This is a genomic window from Streptomyces sp. NPDC127097, from assembly GCF_042724075.1.
GTDB lineage: Bacteria > Actinomycetota > Actinomycetes > Streptomycetales > Streptomycetaceae > Streptomyces.
Map to the genome: position 1 here is coordinate 107941 of NZ_JBHXFI010000010.1, position 22947 is coordinate 130887.

Annotated in this window: 21 protein-coding genes; 11 read left to right on the forward strand and 10 right to left on the reverse strand. The window is 69.4% G+C overall.

Annotated elements, in window-relative coordinates; all coding sequences use genetic code 11:
- The first annotated feature begins 301 nt into the window (after nucleotides 1–301).
- Both ctaD and ACFWJW_RS11375 read left to right on the forward strand, forming a co-directional pair.
- Nucleotides 302–2035: a cytochrome c oxidase subunit I gene (gene ctaD, locus ACFWJW_RS11370; protein WP_387238088.1), complete on the forward strand. Its 1734-nt coding sequence runs from the start codon at nucleotides 302–304 to the stop codon at nucleotides 2033–2035.
- A 12-nt stretch (nucleotides 2036–2047) separates the two neighbouring features.
- Nucleotides 2048–2398, forward strand: coding sequence for a hypothetical protein (locus ACFWJW_RS11375; protein WP_387238091.1), 351 nt, complete (start codon nucleotides 2048–2050; stop codon nucleotides 2396–2398).
- A 256-nt stretch (nucleotides 2399–2654) separates the two neighbouring features.
- On the opposite strand, the gene ACFWJW_RS11380 is transcribed toward ACFWJW_RS11375, so the two are convergent.
- Complete coding sequence (locus ACFWJW_RS11380) at nucleotides 2655–3584, reverse strand: SDR family oxidoreductase (protein ID WP_387238181.1); 930 nt, start codon at nucleotides 3582–3584, stop codon at nucleotides 2655–2657.
- 629 nt (nucleotides 3585–4213) lie between these two features.
- On the opposite strand from ACFWJW_RS11380, the gene ACFWJW_RS11385 reads away from it, so the two are divergent.
- Together ACFWJW_RS11385 and ACFWJW_RS11390 are read left to right on the forward strand one after the other, a co-directional pair.
- A complete protein-coding gene (locus ACFWJW_RS11385; RefSeq protein ID WP_387238094.1) occupies nucleotides 4214–4687 on the forward strand; it encodes a tyrosinase family oxidase copper chaperone in 474 nt (157 codons plus the stop codon).
- A gap of 40 nt (nucleotides 4688–4727) precedes the next feature.
- On the forward strand, nucleotides 4728–5546 hold the full coding sequence (locus tag ACFWJW_RS11390) for a tyrosinase family protein (RefSeq protein WP_387238097.1): 819 nt from the start codon (nucleotides 4728–4730) through the stop codon (nucleotides 5544–5546).
- A 204-nt stretch (nucleotides 5547–5750) separates the two neighbouring features.
- Here ACFWJW_RS11390 and ACFWJW_RS11395 read toward each other — a convergent pair whose 3' ends face one another.
- The 6 genes from ACFWJW_RS11395 to ACFWJW_RS11420 form a co-directional block, all read right to left on the reverse strand.
- Nucleotides 5751–7316 carry an alpha/beta hydrolase gene (locus ACFWJW_RS11395; RefSeq protein ID WP_387238100.1) on the reverse strand — a complete coding sequence of 522 codons (1566 nt, stop codon included), beginning with the start codon at nucleotides 7314–7316 and terminating at the stop codon, nucleotides 5751–5753.
- A 293-nt stretch (nucleotides 7317–7609) separates the two neighbouring features.
- On the reverse strand, nucleotides 7610–8263 hold the full coding sequence (locus tag ACFWJW_RS11400) for a response regulator (protein WP_387238103.1): 654 nt from the start codon (nucleotides 8261–8263) through the stop codon (nucleotides 7610–7612).
- A gap of 98 nt (nucleotides 8264–8361) precedes the next feature.
- Nucleotides 8362–10098 (reverse strand): sensor histidine kinase, encoded by a 1737-nt coding sequence (locus tag ACFWJW_RS11405; protein ID WP_387238184.1) that lies wholly within the window; start codon nucleotides 10096–10098, stop codon nucleotides 8362–8364.
- Nucleotides 10099–10320: 222 nt separating this feature from the next.
- Nucleotides 10321–10893, reverse strand: coding sequence for a TetR/AcrR family transcriptional regulator (locus ACFWJW_RS11410; RefSeq protein WP_387238106.1), 573 nt, complete (start codon nucleotides 10891–10893; stop codon nucleotides 10321–10323).
- 161 nt (nucleotides 10894–11054) lie between these two features.
- A complete protein-coding gene (locus tag ACFWJW_RS11415; RefSeq protein ID WP_387238109.1) occupies nucleotides 11055–12452 on the reverse strand; it encodes an amidase in 1398 nt (465 codons plus the stop codon).
- Nucleotides 12439–12645, reverse strand: coding sequence for a hypothetical protein (locus ACFWJW_RS11420; RefSeq protein WP_387238112.1), 207 nt, complete (start codon nucleotides 12643–12645; stop codon nucleotides 12439–12441). Before ACFWJW_RS11420 ends, ACFWJW_RS11415 begins: the two co-directional genes overlap by 14 nt.
- A 309-nt stretch (nucleotides 12646–12954) precedes the next feature.
- On the opposite strand from ACFWJW_RS11420, the gene ACFWJW_RS11425 reads away from it, so the two are divergent.
- Both ACFWJW_RS11425 and ACFWJW_RS11430 read left to right on the forward strand, forming a co-directional pair.
- Complete coding sequence (locus ACFWJW_RS11425) at nucleotides 12955–13896, forward strand: MBL fold metallo-hydrolase (protein ID WP_387238115.1); 942 nt, start codon at nucleotides 12955–12957, stop codon at nucleotides 13894–13896.
- Nucleotides 13897–14072: 176 nt separating this feature from the next.
- Complete coding sequence (locus tag ACFWJW_RS11430; protein ID WP_387238118.1) at nucleotides 14073–14966, forward strand: GNAT family N-acetyltransferase; 894 nt, start codon at nucleotides 14073–14075, stop codon at nucleotides 14964–14966.
- Nucleotides 14967–15054: 88 nt separating this feature from the next.
- On the opposite strand, the gene ACFWJW_RS11435 is transcribed toward ACFWJW_RS11430, so the two are convergent.
- A complete protein-coding gene (locus tag ACFWJW_RS11435; RefSeq protein ID WP_387238121.1) occupies nucleotides 15055–15570 on the reverse strand; it encodes a DinB family protein in 516 nt (171 codons plus the stop codon).
- 121 nt (nucleotides 15571–15691) lie between these two features.
- Here ACFWJW_RS11435 and ACFWJW_RS11440 point away from each other — a divergent pair, with 121 nt between their 5' ends.
- The 3 genes from ACFWJW_RS11440 (at nucleotide 15692) to ACFWJW_RS11450 (ending at nucleotide 17574) form a co-directional block, all read left to right on the forward strand.
- The gene (locus ACFWJW_RS11440) at nucleotides 15692–16087 is read left to right on the forward strand and encodes a dihydrofolate reductase family protein (protein ID WP_387238124.1); all 396 of its coding nucleotides are present in this window, start codon (nucleotides 15692–15694) and stop codon (nucleotides 16085–16087) included.
- Nucleotides 16088–16261: 174 nt separating this feature from the next.
- Nucleotides 16262–16834: a dihydrofolate reductase family protein gene (locus ACFWJW_RS11445; RefSeq protein WP_387238127.1), complete on the forward strand. Its 573-nt coding sequence runs from the start codon at nucleotides 16262–16264 to the stop codon at nucleotides 16832–16834.
- Between the two features lie 296 nt (nucleotides 16835–17130).
- Nucleotides 17131–17574, forward strand: coding sequence for a hypothetical protein (locus ACFWJW_RS11450; RefSeq protein ID WP_387238130.1), 444 nt, complete (start codon nucleotides 17131–17133; stop codon nucleotides 17572–17574).
- Nucleotides 17575–17726: 152 nt separating this feature from the next.
- On the opposite strand, the gene ACFWJW_RS11455 is transcribed toward ACFWJW_RS11450, so the two are convergent.
- Nucleotides 17727–18146, reverse strand: coding sequence for a hypothetical protein (locus ACFWJW_RS11455; protein ID WP_387238134.1), 420 nt, complete (start codon nucleotides 18144–18146; stop codon nucleotides 17727–17729).
- Between the two features lie 410 nt (nucleotides 18147–18556).
- Here ACFWJW_RS11455 and ACFWJW_RS11460 point away from each other — a divergent pair, with 410 nt between their 5' ends.
- Nucleotides 18557–20113 (forward strand): AbgT family transporter, encoded by a 1557-nt coding sequence (locus tag ACFWJW_RS11460; protein ID WP_387238137.1) that lies wholly within the window; start codon nucleotides 18557–18559, stop codon nucleotides 20111–20113.
- Nucleotides 20114–20160: 47 nt separating this feature from the next.
- Nucleotides 20161–21684 (forward strand): amidase family protein, encoded by a 1524-nt coding sequence (locus ACFWJW_RS11465; protein WP_387238140.1) that lies wholly within the window; start codon nucleotides 20161–20163, stop codon nucleotides 21682–21684.
- On the opposite strand, the gene ACFWJW_RS11470 is transcribed toward ACFWJW_RS11465, so the two are convergent.
- Nucleotides 21674–22726, reverse strand: coding sequence for an Lrp/AsnC family transcriptional regulator (locus tag ACFWJW_RS11470; protein WP_387238142.1), 1053 nt, complete (start codon nucleotides 22724–22726; stop codon nucleotides 21674–21676). The genes ACFWJW_RS11465 and ACFWJW_RS11470 overlap by 11 nt on opposite strands.
- Nucleotides 22727–22947 lie beyond the last annotated feature (221 nt).

Genomic DNA, 22947 nt, shown 5'->3' on the forward strand with positions numbered 1-22947 from the left:
CCTGCACGGCCTGGTCACCCTCACCCGCTCGGGCCGGCTCCCCCGGAAGGAAGCGTCACGACGGCTCGACGTCCTGGTGGACCGGTTCGCGGGGCGCTGAGTGCGCCACAGCATCGCGCCGGAGACGGAGCAGGAACCCGAGCACACCAGGCAGCTGCCGCCCCGACCCTGAATGGAAATTCTTTTGCCGCGGCCTTGATGTGACTGATGGTGTGCGGCGGCGAGCCTCTTTGGCGTTTTCGGAGGTGTCGGTACCGTCAGCCGGCGAGGGGGCGACCACGTGCGATGAGGAGTTCGGACCGTGACAGCCGTTCAGCAGACGGAAGCGCTGCAACCAGTCAAGCGGCGACGGCATGCCGGACGGGTGGTGGTGGATTGGCTGACGACCACTGACCACAAAACCATCGGCACGCTTTATCTGAGCACTTCGTTCGGGTTCTTCATGGTCGGCGGAATTCTGGCGCTCGCCATTCGGGCGGAGCTTGCCCGCCCGGGGGTGCAGATCCTCTCGAACGAGCAGTTCAATCAGGCGTTCACGATGCACGGCACGATCATGCTGCTGATGTTCGCGACGCCGTTGTTCGCCGGTTTCGCGAACTGGATCATGCCGTTGCAGATCGGCGCACCCGATGTGGCATTCCCGCGGCTCAACATGTTCGCCTACTGGCTCTATCTCTTCGGCTCCCTGATCGCGGTCTCCGCCTTCGTCACACCGGACGGGGCCGCCGACTTCGGCTGGACCGCGTACACCCCGCTCTCGGGTCCCCTCCATACCCCCGGCATCGGCGGCGACCTGTGGGTGATGGGCCTGGCCTTTTCCGGTTTCGGGACCATCCTGGGGTCGGTCAATTTCATCACGACGATCATCTGCATGCGGGCGCCCGGCATGACGATGTTCCGGATGCCGATCTTCACCTGGAACATCCTGCTGACGGCCGTGCTCGTACTGCTCGCCTTTCCCGTGCTGGCGGCCGCGCTACTGGTGCTGGAGGCGGACCGGAAATTCGGTGCACATGTCTTCGACCCCGCGTACGGGGGCTCGTTGTTGTGGCAGCACCTCTTCTGGTTCTTCGGCCACCCCGAGGTGTACATCATCGCGCTGCCCTTCTTCGGCATCGTCACGGAAATCTTCCCCGTCTTCAGCCGTAAACCCATCTTCGGCTACATCGGGCTCATCGCGGCGACGATCTCCATCGCGGGGCTCTCGGTGACGGTCTGGGCGCACCACATGTTCGTGACGGGCGCGGTGCTGCTGCCGTTCTTCTCCTTCATGTCCTTCCTCATCGCGGTCCCCACGGGGGTGAAGTTCTTCAACTGGGTCGGCACGATGTGGCACGGTTCGCTGTCCTTCGAAACCCCCATGCTCTGGTCGATCGGGTTCCTGGTGACCTTCCTCTTCGGCGGGCTGACCGGTGTTCTGCTGGCCTCGCCGCCGATGGATTTCCATGTCTCCGACTCGTACTTCGTCGTCGCCCACTTCCACTACACCGTGTTCGGCACCGTGGTCTTCGCGATGTTCGCCGGGTTCTACTTCTGGTGGCCCAAGTTCACCGGCAGAATGCTCGACGAGCGTCTCGGAAAAATCCACTTCTGGACCCTGTTCATCGGATTCCACCTCACCTTTCTCATCCAGCACTGGCTCGGCGTCGAAGGCATGCCGCGCCGCTACGCGGACTATTTGGCATCCGATGGCTTCACCGCGCTGAACACGATCTCCAGCATCGGCGCGTTCCTGCTGGGCCTCTCGGCGCTGCCGTTCCTCTACAACGTCTGGAAAACGGCCAAGTACGCCCCGAAGGAAGCGGCCAACGACCCGTGGGGCTTTGGGCGTTCCCTCGAGTGGACCACCTCGTGCCCGCCACCGCGGCACAACTTCACCACGCTGCCCCGTATCCGCTCCGAGTCGCCCGCCTTCGACCTGCATCACCCCGACGTCGCCGCCCTGGAGCTCGCCAGGAAGGGCGCACGGCGCGATACGGTCGAACCCGAAGAGCCAGGTCGCACCGACCGCCCTTCAGGGGACCAGCCGGGCTGAGTGGGTGGAGCGATGACCGAGAGCCGAACGCCGGACAGTCGCACCGTCCAGGCGGGTATCGCCAGAATGGAGGGATATCTGCTGTGGCAGGCGGAAGTCGACTGCGCCCGCGCCGACGCCGAAGCCGCCGTCGACGCCCTCGACTGGCCGACCACCGCCCAACGGGAAGAGCTGGTGGACCTCTTGGCCCGCCGTCAGCTCGACGTCTCACGGATGGCCATCACCCGTATCGCCGCCCGCGCCCACCAGCTCCGCGGGGAGTACCAGCAGCGCTATAACGTCCTCAAACTCCGTGCGCTGGCAACCGTGTTGGCCCTGCTGACCGCCCTGGTGCTGCTGAACGCACTGCTGCTGGCGGGCTGAGCGGTGTCCTCATACGCGGGCGCGAAGCCGGCAGCGGCCGCAGCAGTGCATTACAGACGTGGCCGTACCACGGCGGGCCTGCGTGGCGTTCTTGGACGCGACGAGCAGAGTCCCCCGCTCGACGCCTGTCGCTTTTCTCATCGTTTGCCGGGCGAACCGAATGAAGCTCACCTTCCTCGTGAGCAAATTCCGTGGCCGAATGAGGTGCTCCGCCATGACCACGGCTCCAGAAGCTAGCTGCGCGTGGGGCGTCCGGTCACGCCTGGTGGGCCCAACTGTCGGGCTGGGAGCCGTCGATGTCGGTAAAGCCGTATTCGCGGGCGAGTTCGGCGGAGGTCAGTGAGTGCTGGTTCCAGCGGGATCGGGCGGGGTCTGTGGCCAGTGCCGCGATGGCGCGGCCGATGTATCGGGGTGACTCGGAGTGCGCGAATCCGGCGGGGGCGGCGGGGTATCCCTCGACCGTGCCCTGGAGGGCGTCCCGCCAATTGGCCTCGGTGACCCCGAAATTGTCGAGCATCATTTCCGAGCGCAGCCATCCCGGGGTGAGGGCCACTGCGGTCGCGCCATGGGGTTCGAGTTCGTGGCCCTGGGAGAAGGCCAGGCGGTTCACGGCGACCTTCGCCAAGTCGTAGTACACCGAGATCCGGTAGTGGTCCGCGTTGAAGGCCGTGGTGCCGTCGGTGACCTCGACGAGCAGGCCGCCGGGTCGGTCGATCAATAGGGGCAGGAGGTGATGCGAGGTGACCAGGTGGGTCTCGACCGCCAGCCGCAGGATGCGCAGGCCCTTGTCCAGGTCGTGTTGCCAGACGGGCGTGTTCCACTCGGGTGGCGGGCCCTTGAGGATCTCGCCGCCCCAGATGTCGTTCACCAGCACATCGAGGCGACCGTGTTCATCGCGGACCTGCTTCGCCAGACGTGCGACCTGCGCGGAATCCAGGTGGTCCACCTGGACCGCGATCCCCACCCCACCCAGGCCGCTCACCAGCCCGGCCGTCTGCTCGATGGTTTCGGTACGCGCGTAGTCCGACTGGATCGCGGCGGTGCCCGTGCTACTGCTGCGCCCCGTACAGATCACGGTGGCGCCGGCTTCCCCCAGTGCGGCAGCGATTCCACGGCCGGCTCCCCGCGTCGCTCCGGCCACCAGCGCGACACGGCCACGAAGGGCGTCGCGCCGGGGGGACCACATCGCCGTCACCAGCCACCTCCTCGGTCACGGCCACCGCACGCGGCCAAGCCCACGGCCACCGTACGTCAGCCCCGCTCGTGTGACCGCGAACGTACGGGCAACGGTCTCGCGAGTCGCCCTCGGCGGGAGGCCGGGTCCGGGTCCGGGTCCGGGTCCGGGTCCGGGTCCGGGTCCGGGTCCGGGTCCGGGTCCGGGTCCGGGTCCGGGTCCGGGTCCGGCAAGACGATCGTGTCCGGATGCCACCGAGCCCAGCGCCCCCGCACCGTCGCTCGGTGGCCGCAAGCCCCCACCCCCGAAGCCCCCTGCATTCGCGCCGAGTTCCGGCCGTGCGGGGGCTCATGGTTTCGATCTCGGGAGAGGAGGATCTGCGGCGAGGAGGGGCCGGCATCGCGGAATTTCCGGTTACGCGGCGAGCCGTGCAGGGGCATGAAGACGATCGGCGCCGTTGAATCCTGCACCTTTGTCCAAGTGTTGTCTCGTTCCTTGCCTCACTCAACGGGACAACTTGATGATCCGTTCGTCCCTGCCAGCATGTGGCGGCGCGGACCGACCGTCGGCCCGCCGGCTCGAAGAACCTCCTCTGCGGGCCCGACCCCGAGGAGGAGCCGAGACGAACAGAGGAGTGGAACATGTCGCGTCCCACCCGACGCCAGGTGCTGTACGGCAGTGCCGCGGCCGTGACCGGTGCGGTGCTCGCCGCACCGGCCGCCTTCGCCGACAGCCCGGCCGGCCGCCCTGCCGCAGCCCGCGGAGACTCAGCCGGTCACGGGCACTCAGCCGGGGCCGGGCCGTCCGGCGGGCACCAGATGGCGGAGCCGTTCGACGAGGTGTACCAGGGCCGCCACATCGAGGGCTGGCCGACCGATGACGGAGGTCACGGAGGCCACGGGGGTCACCAGACCGGCCGGGCCGCCGGCCCCCACGAGGGGATGGACTTCGTCGTCCGCATCGACAACGACGACCTCCATGTGATGCGGAATGCCGACGGCACCTGGATAAGCCTGGTGAACCACTACGAGACCTTCACCACGCCACGTGCCTTGGCGCGCGCCGCCGTCCGTGAACTCCAGGGCGCCGACCTGGTCCCCGTCGTCACCGGCTGAGGCCCGACCCTGCCCGTCCCCCCACCGAGGAGTCCTCGACATGGCAGTCCGGAAGAACCAGGCGGACCTCACCGCCACCGAGAAGCGGAACTTCGTCGATGCGGTGCTGGAGCTCAAGCGCAGCGGCCGCTACGACGAGTTCATCAACACCCACAACGCCTTCATCATCGGTGACACCGACGAGGGAGAGCGGACCGGCCACCGGTCACCGTCGTTCCTGCCCTGGCACCGCAGGTTCCTGCTCCAGTTCGAACAAGCCCTACAGAGCGTCACACCCTCGGTCATGCTCCCCTACTGGGACTGGACCGTCGATCGCACACCCCGCAGCTCCCTGTGGGCCGACGACTTCCTCGGCGGCGACGGGCGGAGCGGCGACGGGCGGGTGACCTCGGGGCCGTTCGCCTTCACCGGCGGCAAGTGGCCCATGAATGTCCGGGTGGACGGGCGGACGTTCCTGCGCCGCTCGCTCGGCGCCGGGGTCCGCGAACTGCCGACCCGGGCCGAGGTCGACCGGGTACTCGCCATGACGGTCTACGACGCCGCCCCCTGGAACAGCTCGTCCGACAGCTTCCGCAACCACATCGAGGGCTGGCGCGGCCCGAATCTGCACAACCGGGTGCACGTCTGGGTCGGCGGGCAGATGACCACCGGCGCCTCGCCGAACGACCCGGTCTTCTGGCTGCACCACTGCTTCATCGACAAACTCTGGGCCGACTGGCAGCGGATGCACCCCAAGTCGGGGTATCTGCCGACCGGCAACACACCCGACGTCGTCGACCTCCACGACACCATGAAGCCATGGAACGACGTCACCCCGGCGGACCTGCTGGACCACACCAAGTTCTATACATATGGATGACAGGTACCTGACATTCTCCGCTGCCGCCGCCCGTTCGTGAGGGCGGCACCGTCCAGGGGCCGGGAGCGCTCGCCCTGCTGACCGCTGTGGCTCCCGCACGGGCCTGCGGCAGGCAGTGCCGCAGGCCCGCACGGCACCGCAGCACCTCAGCCGATGCGCACGCCCCGACAACGGGAGCGTGCGCATCGGCGCGCTACGCGATGGTCATGAACAGACGGTGCCGTTCGCCGGGACCTTGCCGTCCAGCAGATGTCCGTTCACGGCCTTGGTGGCGCACGGGTTGACGCCGTAGGTGCCATGACCCTCGCCCTTGACGGTGAGCAGCACCCCCACGCCCTTCCCGAGCTTCTCGGCCATCTTCCGGGCGCCCGCGACGGGAGTCGCCGGGTCGCCCGCGTTGCCTATGACGACGATGGGGGCGGCTCCGGGCGCCGAGACCTCCGGGTTGTCGCTGGTGCCGGTGACCGGCCAGCCCTGGCAGCCCAGCAGGCCCGTCGCGGTCAGCTCACCGAAGACGGGGGACGCCTTGCGGAACTCCGGCAGCCTGGCCTGGACCTCCTTGGTGGTGAGTCGCTGCTTGGTGTCGGCGCAGTTCACCGCGGCATTGGCGGACTGCATGGTGTCGTAGCGCCCCTTGGTGTCCCGGCCCATGTAGTCGTCGGCCAGCATCAGGAGGTTGTCGCCACTCCCCTGCTCCGCGTCGGCGAGCGAGACCGACAGGGCCGGCCAGGCTTCCTTGGAGTAGAGCGTCGCGACGATGCCTATGACCGCCTGCTCCTTGGTGAGCTTGCGGCCGCTCTTCGTCGGCAGCGGCTGCTTCGCGGTCTTCGCGAGGAGGCCGACGATCCGCCGGCGGCCGTCCTCGGGGCTCCGGTACGGGCAGCTGCCGGGCGTCTTGACGCAGTGCGCGAGGTAGTTGTCCAGCGCCAGCTGGAAGCCCTTCGCCTGGCCCAGGGACTCCTGTACGGCGTCCTGGGTGGGGTCGACCACGGCGTCCAGAACGGTGCGGCCGACGTGCTTCGGGAACAAGTGGGCGTAGACACCGCCCAGTTCGGTCCCGTAGGACATGCCGAAGTAGTTGAGCCGGGCATCGCCCAGTACCTGGCGCATCAGATCCATGTCGCGGGCGGCACTCTCGGTGCCGATGTGCGGCAGCACCTTCCCGGAGTGCTTGGCGCAGGCCGCCGCGGTCCGCTTGTTCTGCTCGGCCGCCCCCGCCAGATCGTGGGTCTCGGCGCGCTGTGCGTCGATCTCCTTGTCGCTCAGGCACCGCACACCCGCGCTGTTGCCGACGCCCCGCGGGTCGAAGCTGACCAGGTCGTAGTGCGAGCGCAGGGTGCGGGCCGGGGTGTAGCCCGGCAGGGTGGCCACACCTGAGGCGCCCGGCCCGCCGAAGTTGAAGACCAGCGAGCCGGTCCGCTTGCCGCCGCTCTCGGCCTTGGCGCGGATCATCGCGAGGTCGATGGTGTCGCCGGCGGGCTTGGCGTAGTCCAGGGGCGCCTTCATGGTCGCGCACTCCCACGCCGTGCCGTCCGGCAGCTTTCCGGGCGCGGCGCCACCGCCCTGAGCGGTGGACGGCGCCGTACAGGGCTGCCAGTTGAGCTTCTGGGAGGCGAGGGCGGCGGGGACCGCGGCGGCCCCCGCGGGCGAGGAGTCCGGGCGGCCGGCGTCGCCCTTGTCCGGGCCGCAGGCCGTGGCGGTGGCGCCGAGGGTGAGCAGGAGGGCGGCGGAGAGCAGTGAGGTGGTGCGGAACGTCGGAAATCCTGACATGACTGACTTTCTGTTGCTGGGTGGGAGAGGAGTGATGTGCTGGGCGCCCAGGGTGCGTTGGGCGCTCGGATTACTTATGAGCAGCCCCCGGACCAGGGCAGTTGCTGAGGTCGGGCCGGTGCCCTTGGCGCGGGCGTGCCGTCACCGGCCCGTCGTGAGGTGTGTGTGCAGCAGCTAGGGGTACGCCGACCCGGGCAGCTGCCTGGACTTCGCTGAGGTGGTGACTGGCGGGGACCGCAAGGGCGGCCCGCTCGGGGGGGACTCGTTGGCGGGGGGCGGTCGGGGTGGCTTGTTCAGGTGCCCAGGCCGGCGTCTCGTGCCAGGAGTGCGGCCTGTACCCGGTTTTCGCAGCCCAGCTTGGCGAGGATGCGGCTCACATACGTTTTGACCGTGGCCTCGCTCATGTGGATCCGCTGGCCGGCGTCCGCGTTGGACAGGCCCTCGCCCAGCAGTGCCAGGACCTCCAGCTCACGGTCCGACAGGGTCTCCAGCCGACGGCGGGCCTGCTCGGCGCGGCGCACGCTCTGGCCGGACGCCAGCGAGTCCACGACATGGCGGGTGGCACCCGGCGACAGATATGCGTCCCCGGCCGCGGCGGCCCGTACCGCCCGCATCAGCTCCGCGGGCGCCGAGTCCTTGAGCAGAAAGCCCGCGCTGCCCTCCGCCAGGGCACGCAGCACGTTCTGCTGCTCCCCGAAGGTGGTGAGGATCAGCACCCGCGCATCAGGGGCGGCCCGGCGGAGTTCGGCCAGGGCCGTCAGCCCGTCCATGACCGGCATCTGGATGTCGAGCAGCACGACGTCCACCCGCTGGGCGCGGGCCAGTTCGATCGCCTCGCGACCGTTCGCCGCCTCCGCGACGACGTCGATGTCGTCGGCCGAGGTGAGAATCATCCTGATACCCGCCCGAATGAGCGGCTCGTCATCCGTGACGAGAACCTTGATCACGAGTCTCCTGCGCCCTCTTGAACGGTCATAGCTGCGGCCGCTCACCATCATCCCCGATCACGAACGCCCGCCCCGACCTCACGGCGAGCATTCCGCCCCTACGTCGTGACCTCGAAGGACTTCTTCTCGATCAACTTGCCCTCCTTGAAGCAGAACCGGAAGACCGGCTCCTTTTCCCAGCTGCTGCCGAGCTCCGAGGAATTCAGGCTGAGGCACTTCGCGCCCTTGGGCACCGGCGGTGCGCCCTTGTCCAGGCCCTCGGTCAGGAGGGAGGAGCCCTCGGGCAACTGCTTGCGCACCGTGGTCTCGGACTGGCCCACCTTCACCGCCGCGTACTCCTTCGGCTCGATCATGGCCTTGTCCATCTCGGTCACGAAGAAGGCCCCACCGACGAGGAGGCCGGCCACCAGCAGCAGAGCGAGCAGTGCCGCCACTCCGCAACCGATGGCTATACCGCTGCTTCTCTTCTGCGTACTCATGGCCTTGGCCAGCTCCTTCGGCGATCCGTTCCAGTCGATGACCGGATCAGCTTCGCCGAGCGAACCCCCCGCGATCTGCTGCCGAAAGTCGCCTGTGGGGTCAACGAACGTCGCCGTCTCGACGCCGGGCGAGGAGCTGGTGGCACCGCGCTCCGGCGAGGTGTACGGCAGCACCCCCGCCAGCCGGAAGCCGCCGTCCGCCGTGGAGCCCACATGCACCATGCCGCCGACGAGCCGGGCCCGCTCCCGGAGCCCGGTCAGTCCCTGGCCGCCGCTCACCACACTCCCGCCGTCGTCCGCGGTCTCGGGCACGCGGCCGTTCGCGACCTCCACGACCAACGAGTCCGGCTCATAGCGCAGTTCAATGGTGATCGAGGCGCCCGGGGCGTGCTTATGGGCGTTGGTCAGGCCCTCCTGGGCTATCCGGTACGCCGCGTGATCGGCGGTCGGGGCGAGCGGACGCATCTCGCCCGAGCGCCGCAGCTCCACGGCCGTACCCGCGCTACGGGAGACCTCCACCAGGCGCTCGATGCCGGCCACCCCGCGCGACGGCGCCTTGGCGGCCTCCTCCCCCATGGCCTCAAGGGCAGGGGTGGGGGCGCTGCCTGCGGCGGCCGAGGGAGTGGCCCCGTCACCGGGGGCGTGGGTGCCGTCCCGCAGCAGCCCCACCACCTCGCGCAGCTCGTGCATCGCGCCCACCGACGCCTCCCGCAGCACCCCCACGGCCTCCCGTTGCCGCCCGGTCAGCTCGCGGTCCACCTCCAGCGCTCCGGTGTGCACCGAGATGAGGGCGAGCTGATGGCCGAGGCTGTCGTGCATGTCCTGCGCGATGCGCTGGCGCTCCCGCATCCGGGCCTGTCCGGCGATCATCGCGCGCTCGCGCAGCAGTTGGGCGTTGTACTCGCGCAGGGTGTCCAGCAGCGTGCGGCGCTGCGACCAGTAGCGGCCGGCGAGGCCGGGCACGATGGTCGCGACCAGCGTCACCAGGGCGCCGATGACCAGGAGCCCCGGCGAGACGCGGGGCAACTCCCGCGAGAGGTCCAGGCAGTAGTTGAGGACGTACGCGACGGCGAAGGTGCCGGTCGCCCTGCCCACCCCGGCGATTCGGCGCCCGGCCGACCAACTGGCGACGGGGACCAGCGGTGCGAAACCGACGAACGGGAACGTAGCCGCGATGGCCACCAGCAGGACCGTTCCGGGCAGCACCCGGCGCAGCGGCAACAGCAGTCCGGCAGCCAGCGCGACGGCGGTGATCTGTACCGCGCCCCCGTCGCGCAGGGCCTCGGTTCCCCCCGCCAGCGTCGCCAGCACCAGGCTCAGCAGCGATTCCAGCACAATGCGCCGGGGCGGCCACATCCCGGGACCGAAGAGCGCCCTGCCCGGTTCGGCCAGCCGCCGCAACACCGTACGCACCCTTACCGCGGGCGCCTGGCGAGCGCGCTGTGCACGCTCCTTACCTTCCACACCTGTCACGCAGCCACGTTATGCAGCGCCTCGCGTCGGCGACACCACCTTTCGTCGCGACGTGCAGCAACCAAAGTCCCACGACGTCGGTGACGAGGCCGACCGCTCGCTCCGTCAGTCGGGCGGGACGGGCGCGGTAAGGGCGGCTTGTACGAGGCGATCCGCGTAGGAAGGGGTGAGCCGGCCCGGCTGGAACAGGATGCGGTACATCATCGGGGCCACGACATGGTCCATGACCGCTTCGACGTCGGGAGCCGCTTCGCCGCGTCCCGTCGCGCGACCGAGGATGACCCCGATCTGGTCGGCGGCGTAGGCGGAGCACTGACCGGCATTGCTGCCGTCAGGGTCGCCGAGGAGCGCGTCGCGGATATAGGCGCGGCCCGACGGAGAGGCCATTTCGTCGAGGAACTGCCTGGCCCAGGACTCCAGATCGGTGTGGAGGCTCCCGTGGTCAGCGGGTGGCTCCTCGGGACGCAGGCGTTCGACCGCCACGTCGGACAGCAGCTCATGGAGGTCGCCCCAGCGGCGGTAGATCGTCGACGGGGTGACACCCGCGCGGGCCGCGACGGCCGGCACGGTCAGCGAGGCGCGGCCCGCTTCGGCTTCGAGTTCCCGCACCGCGGCGTGCACTGCCTCCTGGACGCGGGCGCTGCGCCCCCCGGGGCGAGCCATGGCCTTGGGACTCATGCCACCACCTTAAAGCAAAATCGTTGCATCTGGAGTGGGTCCTTCCTCTCGGACGTAGGTCACTCAGCAGCCTCGCCCACGGGGCTCGGCCGGCCTCCGGCGAGGGCGCACCGGCACCCACGGCTGAACCGGCTGCCGCCCACCCGCGTGGGCCGCGCTCTTCAGGCCGTCACCGGCGCCGGTTCACCGCGCCCGTCCTGGACTGCTTCGTAAGCCTGGCCGGTACGCAGGACGAGGGCCTCCCCCATAGGCGGCCCCATCAGCTGCATGCCGACGGGCAGGCCCGCGTCATCGCGGCCGACCGGCAGGGTCAGCGCCGGTATTCCGGTGATGTTCGCGGGGGCGGACAGACGGACATAGGCGTCGGAGACACTCTCCGTCGTACCGTCCGGCCATTCCACGGTGTCCTGGCCCACCTCGGCGGCCGTCATCGGCACCGTGGGCGCAGCGATCACATCGACCTGTTCCAGCACGCGTCCCCACGCCTGGCGCATGAGACTGCGGGCCCGCTGGGCCCGCAGGTAGTCACCGGCCGAAAGGAGTTCGCCGGCCTCCAGCAGGACCCGGACATCCGGTGCGTACAGTTCGGGGACCGACCGCAGCGCACGTTCGTGGTAGGCGGTCGCCTCCGGGACCATCAGGCCCCATTGGGTCGCCTGGACGTAGCGGGCCAGCGGAATCTCGACCTCGACGAGCTCGGCCCCGAGGTCCGACATCTGGGCGAGGGCACCTCGTACGGCGGTCTCGACCGCGGGGCTGATCCGCTCGAAGTAGTAGTTGACCGGCACTCCGATCCGCAGGCCCGTCAAGTCCCCTTCCCCAGGGAGCGGGTAGCCGGGCCGCGCGACACTGGGGCCGGCGGGGCCCTGGGAGTCCTGGCCCGTCAGCACGGAGAGTACGAGCGCCGCGTCCCGCACCGTGCGGGTGAGGGGGCCGACATGGTCCAGGGACCAGGACAGCGAGGTCACACCGTGCCGGGAGAGAAGGTCGTAGGTCGGCTTCAGCCCGACGATTCCGTTCAGCGCCGCGGGTACGCGGATGGAACCTCCGGTGTCCGTGCCCAGGGCGAAGGTGGCCGCTCCGGCGGCCACCGCGACCGCGGAACCACCGCTCGATCCGCCCGCGATACGGCCCTGGTCCCAGGCATTGCGCGTCTGGGGCGTCGTCAGCCCGTAAGCGAATTCATGTGTGTGCGTCTTCCCCAGGAGGACCGCACCGGCGTCGAACAGGCTCCGGGCCACCGCACTGTCGGCCCGTGCGACATGCCCCGCCCGCACCCGGGAACTGGCCGTGGTCGGCAGACCGGCGACATCGATGAGGTCCTTCAGCCCGAACGGGATGCCGTGCAGTGGGCCCCGATACCGGCCGGCCGCGATCTCACGCTCCGCCAATACGGCTGCCTCTCGCGCCGCTTCACTCGCCACGGTGACGTACGCCCCGAGCCGGTCTTCGACGGCGTCGAGTCGTTCGAGCACGGAACCGGTCAGCTCCACCGGGGACAGCTCCCCCTGCGCCACGGCGTCGGCCGCCTCGGCGAGGGTCAGTTCAAAGAGAGCCATCGGTGGCCTCCCCTTCGATGGTGTGGGTGGCGGGCGGTGTCTCCCCGAAGTCCAGTTCACGCAAGGTGCGCACCACCGAGTGGATGTGGTTCGCGGTGGCGGCCACCTCGGCATGGCGCTCGCTCTCCAGCAGGAGCCCGGCACGGAGCGCCCACTTGGCGGCCTCCGTGGCGGTGAGTTCGGCGTCGCTCATGGATCCCCTTCCTGTACGTGCGGCGTGCGTTGCGGGGAGGCCGTCCAGCGGCCGCCCGGCGATCGTCCACAGCAAAAGCAAAAGTTTTGCCTTAGTCGACGGTAGGGACTAGCGTCATCTAAAGCAAATAAATAGCGTTTGTGACTGAGGGTCCGTCACGGTCGGCGTCAGCTCCCGCATCTCCCCGAGAGCAGGAGCCCGCCGCCCGTCCTGAACCCGATCCGCCACTTCCCCCGGCGGGCGCCGCCAGGCCGCACCGCCCCGCCCCGCCCCACTCCGAGCACCAGCCGAGAACGGAAAAGAAGACCGATGCACAGCCACTTCACCCCCTCCGCCAGCAGCCCGCCCGCGACCTGGGACCTGGGCGACCTCACCATCCATCGCATCGACGAGATCGCCCTGCCCCCGCAGACCGGCCCCTGGCTGCTCCCGGCGGCCACACCTGACGTGGTGGCCCAAGCTCCCTGGCTACGGCCCGTCTTCACCGATGAGGCCGGCATCCTGCGGCTGAGCAGCCACAGCTTCGCGTTCTCCGTGGACGGCCTGCGCGTCCTCGTCGATACCGGTATCGGCAACGGCAAACCACGCGCCAACCCCGCCTGGAACAACCTCGACAGCGACTACCTCGCGCACCTCGAAGCCGCCGGCTTTCCGCCCCAGAGCATCGACCTCGTGATCCTCACGCACCTCCACACCGACCACGTCGGGTGGAACACGTACGCCGATGGCGACACCTGGAAGCCCACCTTCCGCAACGCCCGTTACCTGACGGCCCGCACGGAGTGGAACCACTGGGCGGCGGTGGACATGGACGAAGCCCGGCAGCAGATGTTCCGGGACTCCGTCCACCCCATCAAGGACGCCGGTCTTCTCGACCTCATCGACATCCCGGCAGAGGGCACCGACATCGCGCCGAGCATCCGCCTGATCCCCACCCCCGGCCACACCCCTGGCCACCTCGCCGTCGAACTGCGCGGCCGTACATCCACCGCCCTGATCACCGGCGACTGCGTCCACCACCCCGTCCAACTGCTCGACCCCACCATGGGAAGCTGCGTGGACATCGACCCCGACCAGGCCACCGCCACCCGCCGCCACCTCCTCGCCGCCCTGGCCGACACCGACACCCTGCTGCTCGGCACCCACTTCCCCGCCCCCACCGGCGGCCTGGTGCGCTCCGATGGCGACGCCTTCCGGCTCGCCCCTCTCCTGGAGCCCGGCCCCGGCCACACCCCCACGGCGCAGGCGTGAAATCCCGGGCCGCGCACGTCAGATCAGCCCGTCAGCCCCATCAGCCGCCGAACACAGACCTGCACGGGGCCCGGGGCCGCCGTCCACACGCGGTAGGCAGCACGTTTCAGGCATGACGGTGACTGATCTCCGGGCATTCCCTTCCCCGCAGCCGAGTGCATCCGGGATCATGAAGCATGCGCCCGGATGGCTGGCACCTCACCGAAGACGTCGACGACTTCCACACCCGAGCCGGAGAATTCCTGCGCTCGCGCCCCGCCCTGCACACCACACCGCTGACAACCATCGAGACACTGCGCACACGCGGAGCGGGCGCATTCGGCGCCCCAAGCACCCCGGCCCCCGTCTTGGGCCGACTGGAGCGAGCGGGCAGGGTCCACGCCACCTTCTGCCTCATCCGCGGCCTGAGCCTCACCCACCTCACCCCCGAGCACGCCGACACCCTCGCCGCCCACCTGGCCACCCACCTGACCGCCCTCGGGCGCTCCCTGCCCTTCGTCAGCGCGGACCACGACACCGCCACCGCTTTCGCCGAGGCGTGGCAGCGGCGCACCGGCGCAACACCCACACTGCGCGACCGGATCCGCCTGTACCGCCTCGGCACGCTCACCCCGCCAACACCAGTCCCAGAGGGCCGGGGCCGGCTCGTGGGCGAACAGGACCGTGACCAACTCATGGTCTTTCTCCGCGAGTTCACCACGGACGTCAGGGAAGCCGCCACCATCGACGCCGACTCCTGGGCAAGCACCCGCTTCGCCGACAAACACTTCACCTTCTGGGAGACCCCGGACGGCACCCCGGTCTCCATGGCAGGCGCGACCTCGATGGTCGGCGGCATGGTCCGGGTGGACCCCGTCCACACCCCGGCCCACCTCCGGGGTCGCGGCTACGCGGGCGCCGTGACGGCCGAGGTCAGCCAGGCCGCGCTGACCGCGGGCGCCACGGACGTCGTGCTGTACGCCGACCCGGCCAACCCCACCAGCAACGCCCTCTACCAGCGCATCGGGTACCTCCCGATCACCGAGTGGGCGGTGTACGACTTCGCACACGCCGAACCGCAAGCCGGCTAGCGTCCTGGGGCTGTTCGCCCCGGCGCCGATCCAGAAAGCTGCGGAAACAGGCGTGTTCGGCGCCGGAGAGATCCAGGGCGTGTCCGCCCTAGTAGTACCCCTTCGCCCCGTCGAGCAGTTCCCGCACGATGTCCGCGTGTCCCGCATGCCGTCCGGTCTCCTCGACGAGGTGGATGAGCATCCAGCGGAGGTTGGGGTTGCCGGAGGGGTAGTCGGGGTGGCGGCCGACATCGTCCAGGGAGGCGGTGGACACGATCTCATTGCTGCGGGCGCACTGCGCCTCGTACTGCATGAGCAGCTGCTTCAGCGGGACGCCATCGGTGCGCCAGTCGGCGTCCTCGCCCGTCTCGTCAAAGTACGGGTTCCGCGTCTTGTCGCCGCCGAGGAACACCACCTCCAGCCAGAGGTGCTCGACCCACCGCATATGGCTGATGAGCCCGGCCATCGTCATCGCCGGCGAGGTCGGGATGACGGAGCGGTGCGCATCCGCCTCGCTCAGGCCCTCGCACTTCCATCGCAGGATCTGCCGCTGGAGATCCAGCCAGCCGATGAGCGCGGTGCGTTCGTCGGCCTGCAAGGGGGGACGTTCAAGTGAAGGCGCCATGCCCGCGGACGGTAGGGCGCCAGGCCCCCGACTGTCATCTGGTTTTCGGCTACGCGCTACGCCCGACAGCCGGCTCCCCACTCCATGGCCAAGCCAACGCCGCTCCCGGGTGGTGTGGGACATGATGTCCAACTACTGGCCCCGCGCCGAGGAGTTCTCCACCCACGAGCACGACCTCGCGTTCGCGCCCGTCTGGCGCGCGGCGCCCAAGGTCGCCGTCTCCTCGACGCTGACCCAGGCGGACTGGAACACCCGCGTCATCAACACCGACGTCGTCGAGGAGCTCACCGCCCTGAAGGACGGCGGCGCGCACCTGTTGCTGTTCGGGGGCTCCACGCTGGCCGGCTTCCTGACCGAGCATCAGCTGATCGACGAGTACCAGATCTTCGTGCACCCCGTCGTGCTCGGCGGCGGCAAGCGCGTCTTCACTCCGCAGCAGCGGTTCGACCTGACCCTGGTCGAGACCCGGACCTTCGACTCCCAGGTGGTCCTCCTTCGTCACGAACGGGCCGACTAGACCGCATCGTTCAAGCCGCCCCGACGGGCGGGCGGCGACCGATGAGTTTCTCCGTGGTCAGCAGTCAGAGATCACGGCGGGTGTGCGCGACGGCCATGACGGCACGAGTGCGACCGAAGCGTGTACCGGCCGAACCCATGCGTCACCAGGCACGAGATACCGAGGACCCTCAAGATGCGTACCCTGATCAGCACCGCGTTCATCTCGCTCGACGGCGTCGTGGAGGCGCCGGGCGGCGAACCCGGTTACCGCAACTCGGGCTGGACGTTCAAGAACATCGAGTTCCTCCCCGACGCGTTCGAGATCAAGGGGCGGGAGCAGCAGGAAGCCACCGCCATGCTCATGGGGCGGGTCAGCTACGAGGCGTTCAGCCCAGTGTGGCCGGACATGCCCAACTTCCCCAACTACAAGGCCATGTCCAAGTATGTCGTCTCCACCACTCTCACCACCGACCAGTTGGTCTCCAACTGGGGCGAGACCACGATCCTGCGCTCGGTCGACGACGTCGCCGCGCTCAAGGAGACCGAGGGCGGCCCGATCATCCTCCACGGCAGCGCGGCCCTGAACCAAGCCCTCTCGGACGCCGGTCTGATCGACCGCTACCACCTGCTCGTCTTCCCGCTGCTGCTCGGCGCGGGCAAGCGGCTGTTCAGCGCTACGGACAAGGACGCTCAGCAGCTCAAGCTCGTCGAGCACGAGGCGTACGCCAACGGCCTACAGAAGAACGTCTTCGACGTCGTCCGCTGACACGGCTCCCACACCCGAAGTACGCCCCCGGGCAGAAGGACGGACCACGACATGACCGCCGTAGCAAAAGGCCCCGCGAGCTACTTCCCCTCCGGACGGTCTGGTCCAGGTCCCTGACCAGGCATCTCGCCACAACCCTGAGAGCAGTGGCGGGGATCCATTACGGGGCGGCCCCGGCGAGACCCTGACAGCGGTGGGAGGGTGCTTCGTCCGGGTGGACGAGGAAATGGCGGCGGGTGGGCCGGATCCTGGTAACGGCCGTCGAGGGGGCGGTGCAAGAGAGCGGAAGGGACATCATGAGCACCCGCAGGTGGCGCCCCGCCGGGGTTTCCGAGGAGAGGCTGAGCCGGCCACGTGTACGGGAGGCGTTCCGTAGCGCCAGGCTGCTCGTCGGCTGCTATGTCGGCCTCAGCGCGCTGACGCTCCTCGCCATCATTCTGCTGCGCAACCACCCTGACCTCGTGACCGATGCCGTCTGGGTCCGGGCGACCATCGTCGTGGTCACTTCCCTGCTCATGGCCTCTTTCGCCGCTCGGGCGGCCCGCGGCCACCGTCGCTCCTACCTCCGGCTGCGGTGGGCCTCCGGCATCATGGTGGTGGCCATTGCGGCCATCATCGCGGTGCCCGGCGCTTTTCCGCTGTGGCTGAAGATGGAGCAGGGGGTGTGTGGTCTTCTGCTGGCCGGGGTCTTCGTGATCGTGCATGGCAAGCAGTTGCGCGCTGCGTTCGCCGAAAGGTAGGGCGGGTTCGCGCGCAAGGGCGTGCGGCTGCGGGCGCGGGCCCGTCTCGTCACGGACGCTGGCCCGTCTCGTCACGGTCGGTGTGGCCCGTCCGCGACCGGGGACGGATCCGCGCGGACGAGGTCGGTCCGCGCAGTTCCGTCGGTGGGAGGTCAGTCGAGGTCCTCCGAATAGTCGGTCGTGGAGCAGCCGTCGATTTCGCCGTCGTCCGCCGAATTGCCGGAAGGGGCCTTGAAGTCCGGGGTGCAGTTGAGGAACAGCAGCCCGGCCTTGAGGAGTTGGCGGCGCTGGTCGTCGCTGCCCGGGTCGACGGCGAAGTCGTCGCCGATCATGAGGTCGTCCTGTTCGTCCTCGTCCCCCTTGACGGCGGTCTGGAACGCCTCCATGTCCTCGATGGTGAGGAAGTCGACGTCACCGCCGCCGCCCGCCGGGTCCTCGCACTCGCCGCCGCCGTTGATGCCCGTCATCCCCATGGCTTCCACCCGCTGCACCTCGGGAGGCGAGGCGATGTCGACGCTCTCGCAGTGCAGCGTCGACTGGAGGAATTCCCCGGCGTCCTGGGGCGAGCCCACGGAGGGCAGGCCGCAAGCGGAAACCGACGCCAAGGCGCAGACGGTTCCGACAGTGGCGAGTATTCGGTGGAAACGCATGACGTCCCTTTGCAGTTGTGGCTTTGAGCCGAGCGCGCGCCCACCAGCTACGGCGGGCAGCGCCTCGGCTGCGAAGGAGAAGAAAGCCCTCGGCCCTCTCCCCCGCTCCCCCGCCGTGATCAGTTGACCGGGACATGGTAAGCGGAAGCCAGGCCCCGCCGGGCCGACGGCCGATGACCGATAGCCGATGACCGACAGCCCGATGGCCGTTTTTCTGCAATATCGAGCTCGCGATAGACATTCCCCTTCACCTCTCCCGAGCCTTGCGCCGCCCGCCCGATAGTGGCCGGCACGCACACCGCTGGCACGCTCCGGGACGAGAGGCAGCAGCAATGAAGGCACTGGAACGGGACCCGATTCCGATGGACGGACTGCTGGGGCGGGTGGAGCGAGTGGTGAACCGGCTGCCCCATCCGTTTGCGCTCTTCGCCGGGATCTTCGGGCTGGTGGCTGTGGTGTCGACGGTGGTCGCCGCCTTCGATGTGGCGGTTCAGGTGCCGGGGGAGAAAAGCCCGGCTCCGGTGCTCGGTGCGCTGACGCCGGAGGGGCTCAGCCATCTTCTCGGCACCGCCATCGACTCCTTCATGGCCTTTCCCGCGCTCGGGCCGGTGCTGGTCATCGCGATGGGCATAGGGGTCGCGCAGGGCACCGGGGCCTTGGAATGTCTGATGCGGATCGCGTTCCTGCGGGTGTCGCGGCGCTGGGTTCCCTACCTGGTCGCGTTCGTCGCCTGTCAGGGGCACGTACTGGCCGATTCGGCCTACATCCTGCTGCCGTCGTTGGCCGCGATCGTCTTCAAGGCGGTGGGGCGGAACCCGGTGGCGGGTCTGCTCGGTGCCTTTGTGTGCGTGGGGAGCGGCTACGACGGCGGGATTCTGCTCGGCACTCTCGATGTGACCACGACCGGTATCACGAAGAGCGCGGCGGAGCTGCTGCCGGGCATCGACGGTTACCACGTCCATATCGCCATGAACTGGTTCTTCACCGCAACGGCCGGACTCCTGCTGCCGCTGGTCGGCGGTTTCCTCATCGACCGGGTGCTCGAACCCCGGCTGGCGCCCTGGGACCCGCGGCACGACCCGGCGCGTTCCGGCGGTGCGGAGACTGGGGCGGCCGAGACCTTGGCGACCCCGGCGCAGCGCCGGGCGCTGCTGATCAGCGGTGGGGTGACGCTGATGGCCGCCGCGGCGATGGTCACCGCGTGGCTGCTGCCGGGCAGCCCGCTGCGCGGGGAGGACGGGGTGCTGGCGCCCTCCCCCTTCGTCGACAGCCTCGCCCTCGTACTGTCCGGGCTGTTCTTCCTCTTCGGCATCGTCTACGCCCGCTGCGGTGGGGTCGGTAGGGAGGCGCGTGCCGTTTACCCGCACCTCGTCGGCGCGGTGCGGGACATGTCCGGGTTCGTGGTGCTCGTCTTCGCGATCGCGCAGACCATCAATCTGCTGACGTGGAGCAACTTGGGCAAGCTGTTCGCCATCGGCCTCGCGGACGGGGCGAAGTCCGTCGGGCTCGGCGGATTCGGGATTCTGCTCGCGGTCGTCCTGGTGACCTCGCTGCTGAATCTGCTGATCACCTCGGGCTCCGCCCTGTGGTCGATCCTGGGCACCGTCATGGTGCCGGCCGGGATGCTGCTGGGCCTGTCGCCCGCCGCCGTGCACGCGGCGTTCCGGATCGGCGATTCCGTGACCGGGGCGATCACGCCGATGCAGGTGTTCCTGTACTTCGCGCTGGTCTCGGCGCAGAAGTACCAGCCCGAGCTGAGACTCGGCACGGTCATCTCCCGGCTGGTGCCGTTCGCCCTCTCCTTCGCGACGGTCTGGACCGTCATCCTCACCGGCTTCTACTTCCTCGGCCTGCCGCTGGGCCCCGGTGCCCCCATCCATCTGCCGTGAGCGCATTCCCCGACAACCGAGAAGACGAGACAAGGACTGCTGATCTTGTGACCGAGAACGATCTCCTGTGGCTGCCGGCCCGGGAACTGGTGGAGCTCCAGCGGCGCCGTGAGGTGTCGGCGCGCGAGATCCTCGATGCGCACCTCGCCCAGATCGACGCGGTGAACCCGAAGGTCAACGCGATCATCACGCTCGCCGAGGACCGCGCCCGGGAGCTCGCCGCCCGCGCCGATGCCGCCGCCGCACGGGGCGAACTGCTGGGTCCGCTGCACGGCCTCCCGGTCGCGCACAAGGACCTCGCCCCGACCAAGGGCATCCGGACGACCTACGGTTCCCCGCTCTACGCCGACCATGTGCCGGACCATGACGCGCTGGTCGTGGAGCAGTTGGTGCACGCGGGTGCCGTCACGGTGGGCAAGACCAATGTGCCCGAGTTCGGTGCGGGCATCCAGAGCACCAACGAGCTGTTCGGCCCCACCCGCAACCCGTACGACCTGAGCCTGACGGCCGGTGGCAGCAGCGGGGGTGCGGCGGCCGCCGTCGCGACGGGCATGGTGGCCCTCGCCGACGGCGGCGACACCGGCGGTTCGCTGCGCAACCCGGCGACCTTCTGCAATGTGGTGGGGCTGCGGCCCTCGGTGGGCTCGGTTCCGATGTGGCCGGCCAAGGATCCGTTCGCGCCGCTGAGCATCCAGGGACCGCTCGGCCGCACCGTCGACGATGTCGCGCTCCAGATGGCGGTGCTGACCCGGGCCGATCCGAGGTCTCCCTGGGGCCTGGGCGATCCGTCCCGGTTCCATGCCGGTCTGGAGGGCGACTTCTCGGACGTACCGGTGGCGTGGAGTCCGGACCTCGGCGGTCAGCTGGCGGTCGACGACGCCGTACGCACCGCGATGGACCCGGTGCCCGGGGCCCTGGCCGGGATTTCCCGCAAGGTCGGCGTCGCGGCTCCGGACATGACCGGCGCCGACGAGGCGTTCCGCACCCTGCGCGGCTGGTACCGGGCGCTCAACTACGGTGACCGGTACGCCGCGAACCCCGAGGTGTTCGGGATCAGGGTCCGCCAGGACATCGAGAACGGGCTGGCGACGACCTCGGCCGGTCTGATGCGCGCGCACAAGCTGCGCGGGCTGCTCTTCCAGCGGTTCGTGGAATTCACCCGCGAGTACCGCTATCTGGTGACGGTCACGACCCAGGTGCTGCCGTGGAGCGCGGAGCAGCTGTGGCCGGAGCGCATCGGCCACACCAGGAGCGAGAACTATCTCGACTGCATGCGCTCCATGTACTGGTTCACCGTGCTCGGGGTGCCCGCCCTGTCGGTGCCGGCCGGCTTCACTGCGGACGGGCTGCCGGTCGGGGTGCAGATCGTCGGGCGCAGCGGCGACGATCTCGGCGTACTGCGGCTGGCCCGGCAGATCGAGCGGACGCTCGGTGCGGGGCTGCGGCGGCCGGCCGTCGCGCTCCCGGTCACCGGCGCCGGTTCGGACGGTGCCCGCGTCACCGGCGGCGGTACGGACAGCGGCGCCCGCATCATCGGCGCCAGTACGGACGGCGCCCGCGTCACCGGCTGAGGCCGCTCGGCCGCCAGATGTCGAGGGGGACGACGCCACGGCTTCGTCCCCACACATCCAGCAGATGACCGCACAGCTTGTCCTGGCGCAGCACCACGGAACGGTCCGCGATCTCCGCGTAGGGCAGCGCCTGGCGCAGCTGCACCGCCCAGTCGTGGAGCGCGTCCACCGAGTGCAGGGTGACGGTGACCAGCAGGTTGTTCACGCCGGACAGCGCCGCGCAGCTGCGGGTCTCCGGGAAGGCACCGAGCGTACGGCCGGCCTCCTCCAGCCGCTCGTCCGGGACGTTGAGCCACAGCAGGGCGCCGGTCGGCCAGCCCGCGAGGGGCCGGGCGACATCGCAGCGCAGCAGCAGGTCGCGGTTGCCCAGCAGCCGGTTCAGCCGGCGCTGCACGGTCCGGGGTGTGACATCCAGCTCCGCGGCGATATCGATATAGCGGCGCCGGCCGTCTTTGCTCAGCGCGACGATCAGTTCGCGTTCCCAGGTGCTGTACGCCGTGGCCTCGGCGCCCTGCGCTTCCGGCCCGGTGCGGAGCAGGGTCCGCTCCTGGCGCCGGTTCAGCACGCCCAGGCGCCACTGTGATCCGGTGTGGAAGTTGCGGGTCACCAGGTGGGAACGGACCCGGACGACGCCCTCCTGCTGGGGCAGGCTGGTGAGGAGGTAGTCGGACATCGAGGCGAAGTCCGGGGTGAAGGCGATCGCGAACAGGTCGTAGGTGCCGGCGACATGCTGGAGGGTGAGCAGGTGGGGCCGGCGGGACAGCGCGGCCGATACCTGAGCGGCGCTGCCCGGCTCGCAGTGGATCTCGACGAAGGCCCGGCAGGTCCGGTTGAGGAGACCGGGGCCCAGCGCGGGGGTGACCCAGGCCAGGCCCTTGCTGCTGAGGCGCTCCCATCGGCGGGCCAGTGTCACCGCGTCCTGGCCGAGTACCTTTGCCAGTTCGCTCCATGTCGCGCGGGGCGCGGTCTGGAGGGCGTTGGCCAGCAGCAGATCGTCCTCGTCCAGCTGTTCCGGACGCGGCACCTCGGTTTCGCTGCTCACCCGACGAGTCTATAGAGGGGGCACTTCCCTCTCCAGGATGCCGCCCCATATGGCCGCCGGACCGTAATCCCGGCGGCGGGCAAAATACGCTCCGGACGCGGGAGGCAGATACCCCTGAATCGCCTTCAGGGGGTGCGCGCGGGTCCGTGGGTCCGGGTTTGCGAAGCCGGGGTCGGTAGGGGTTGCCGCGCGTTATGCGCGGAAATTAGGTTCCCACCGGG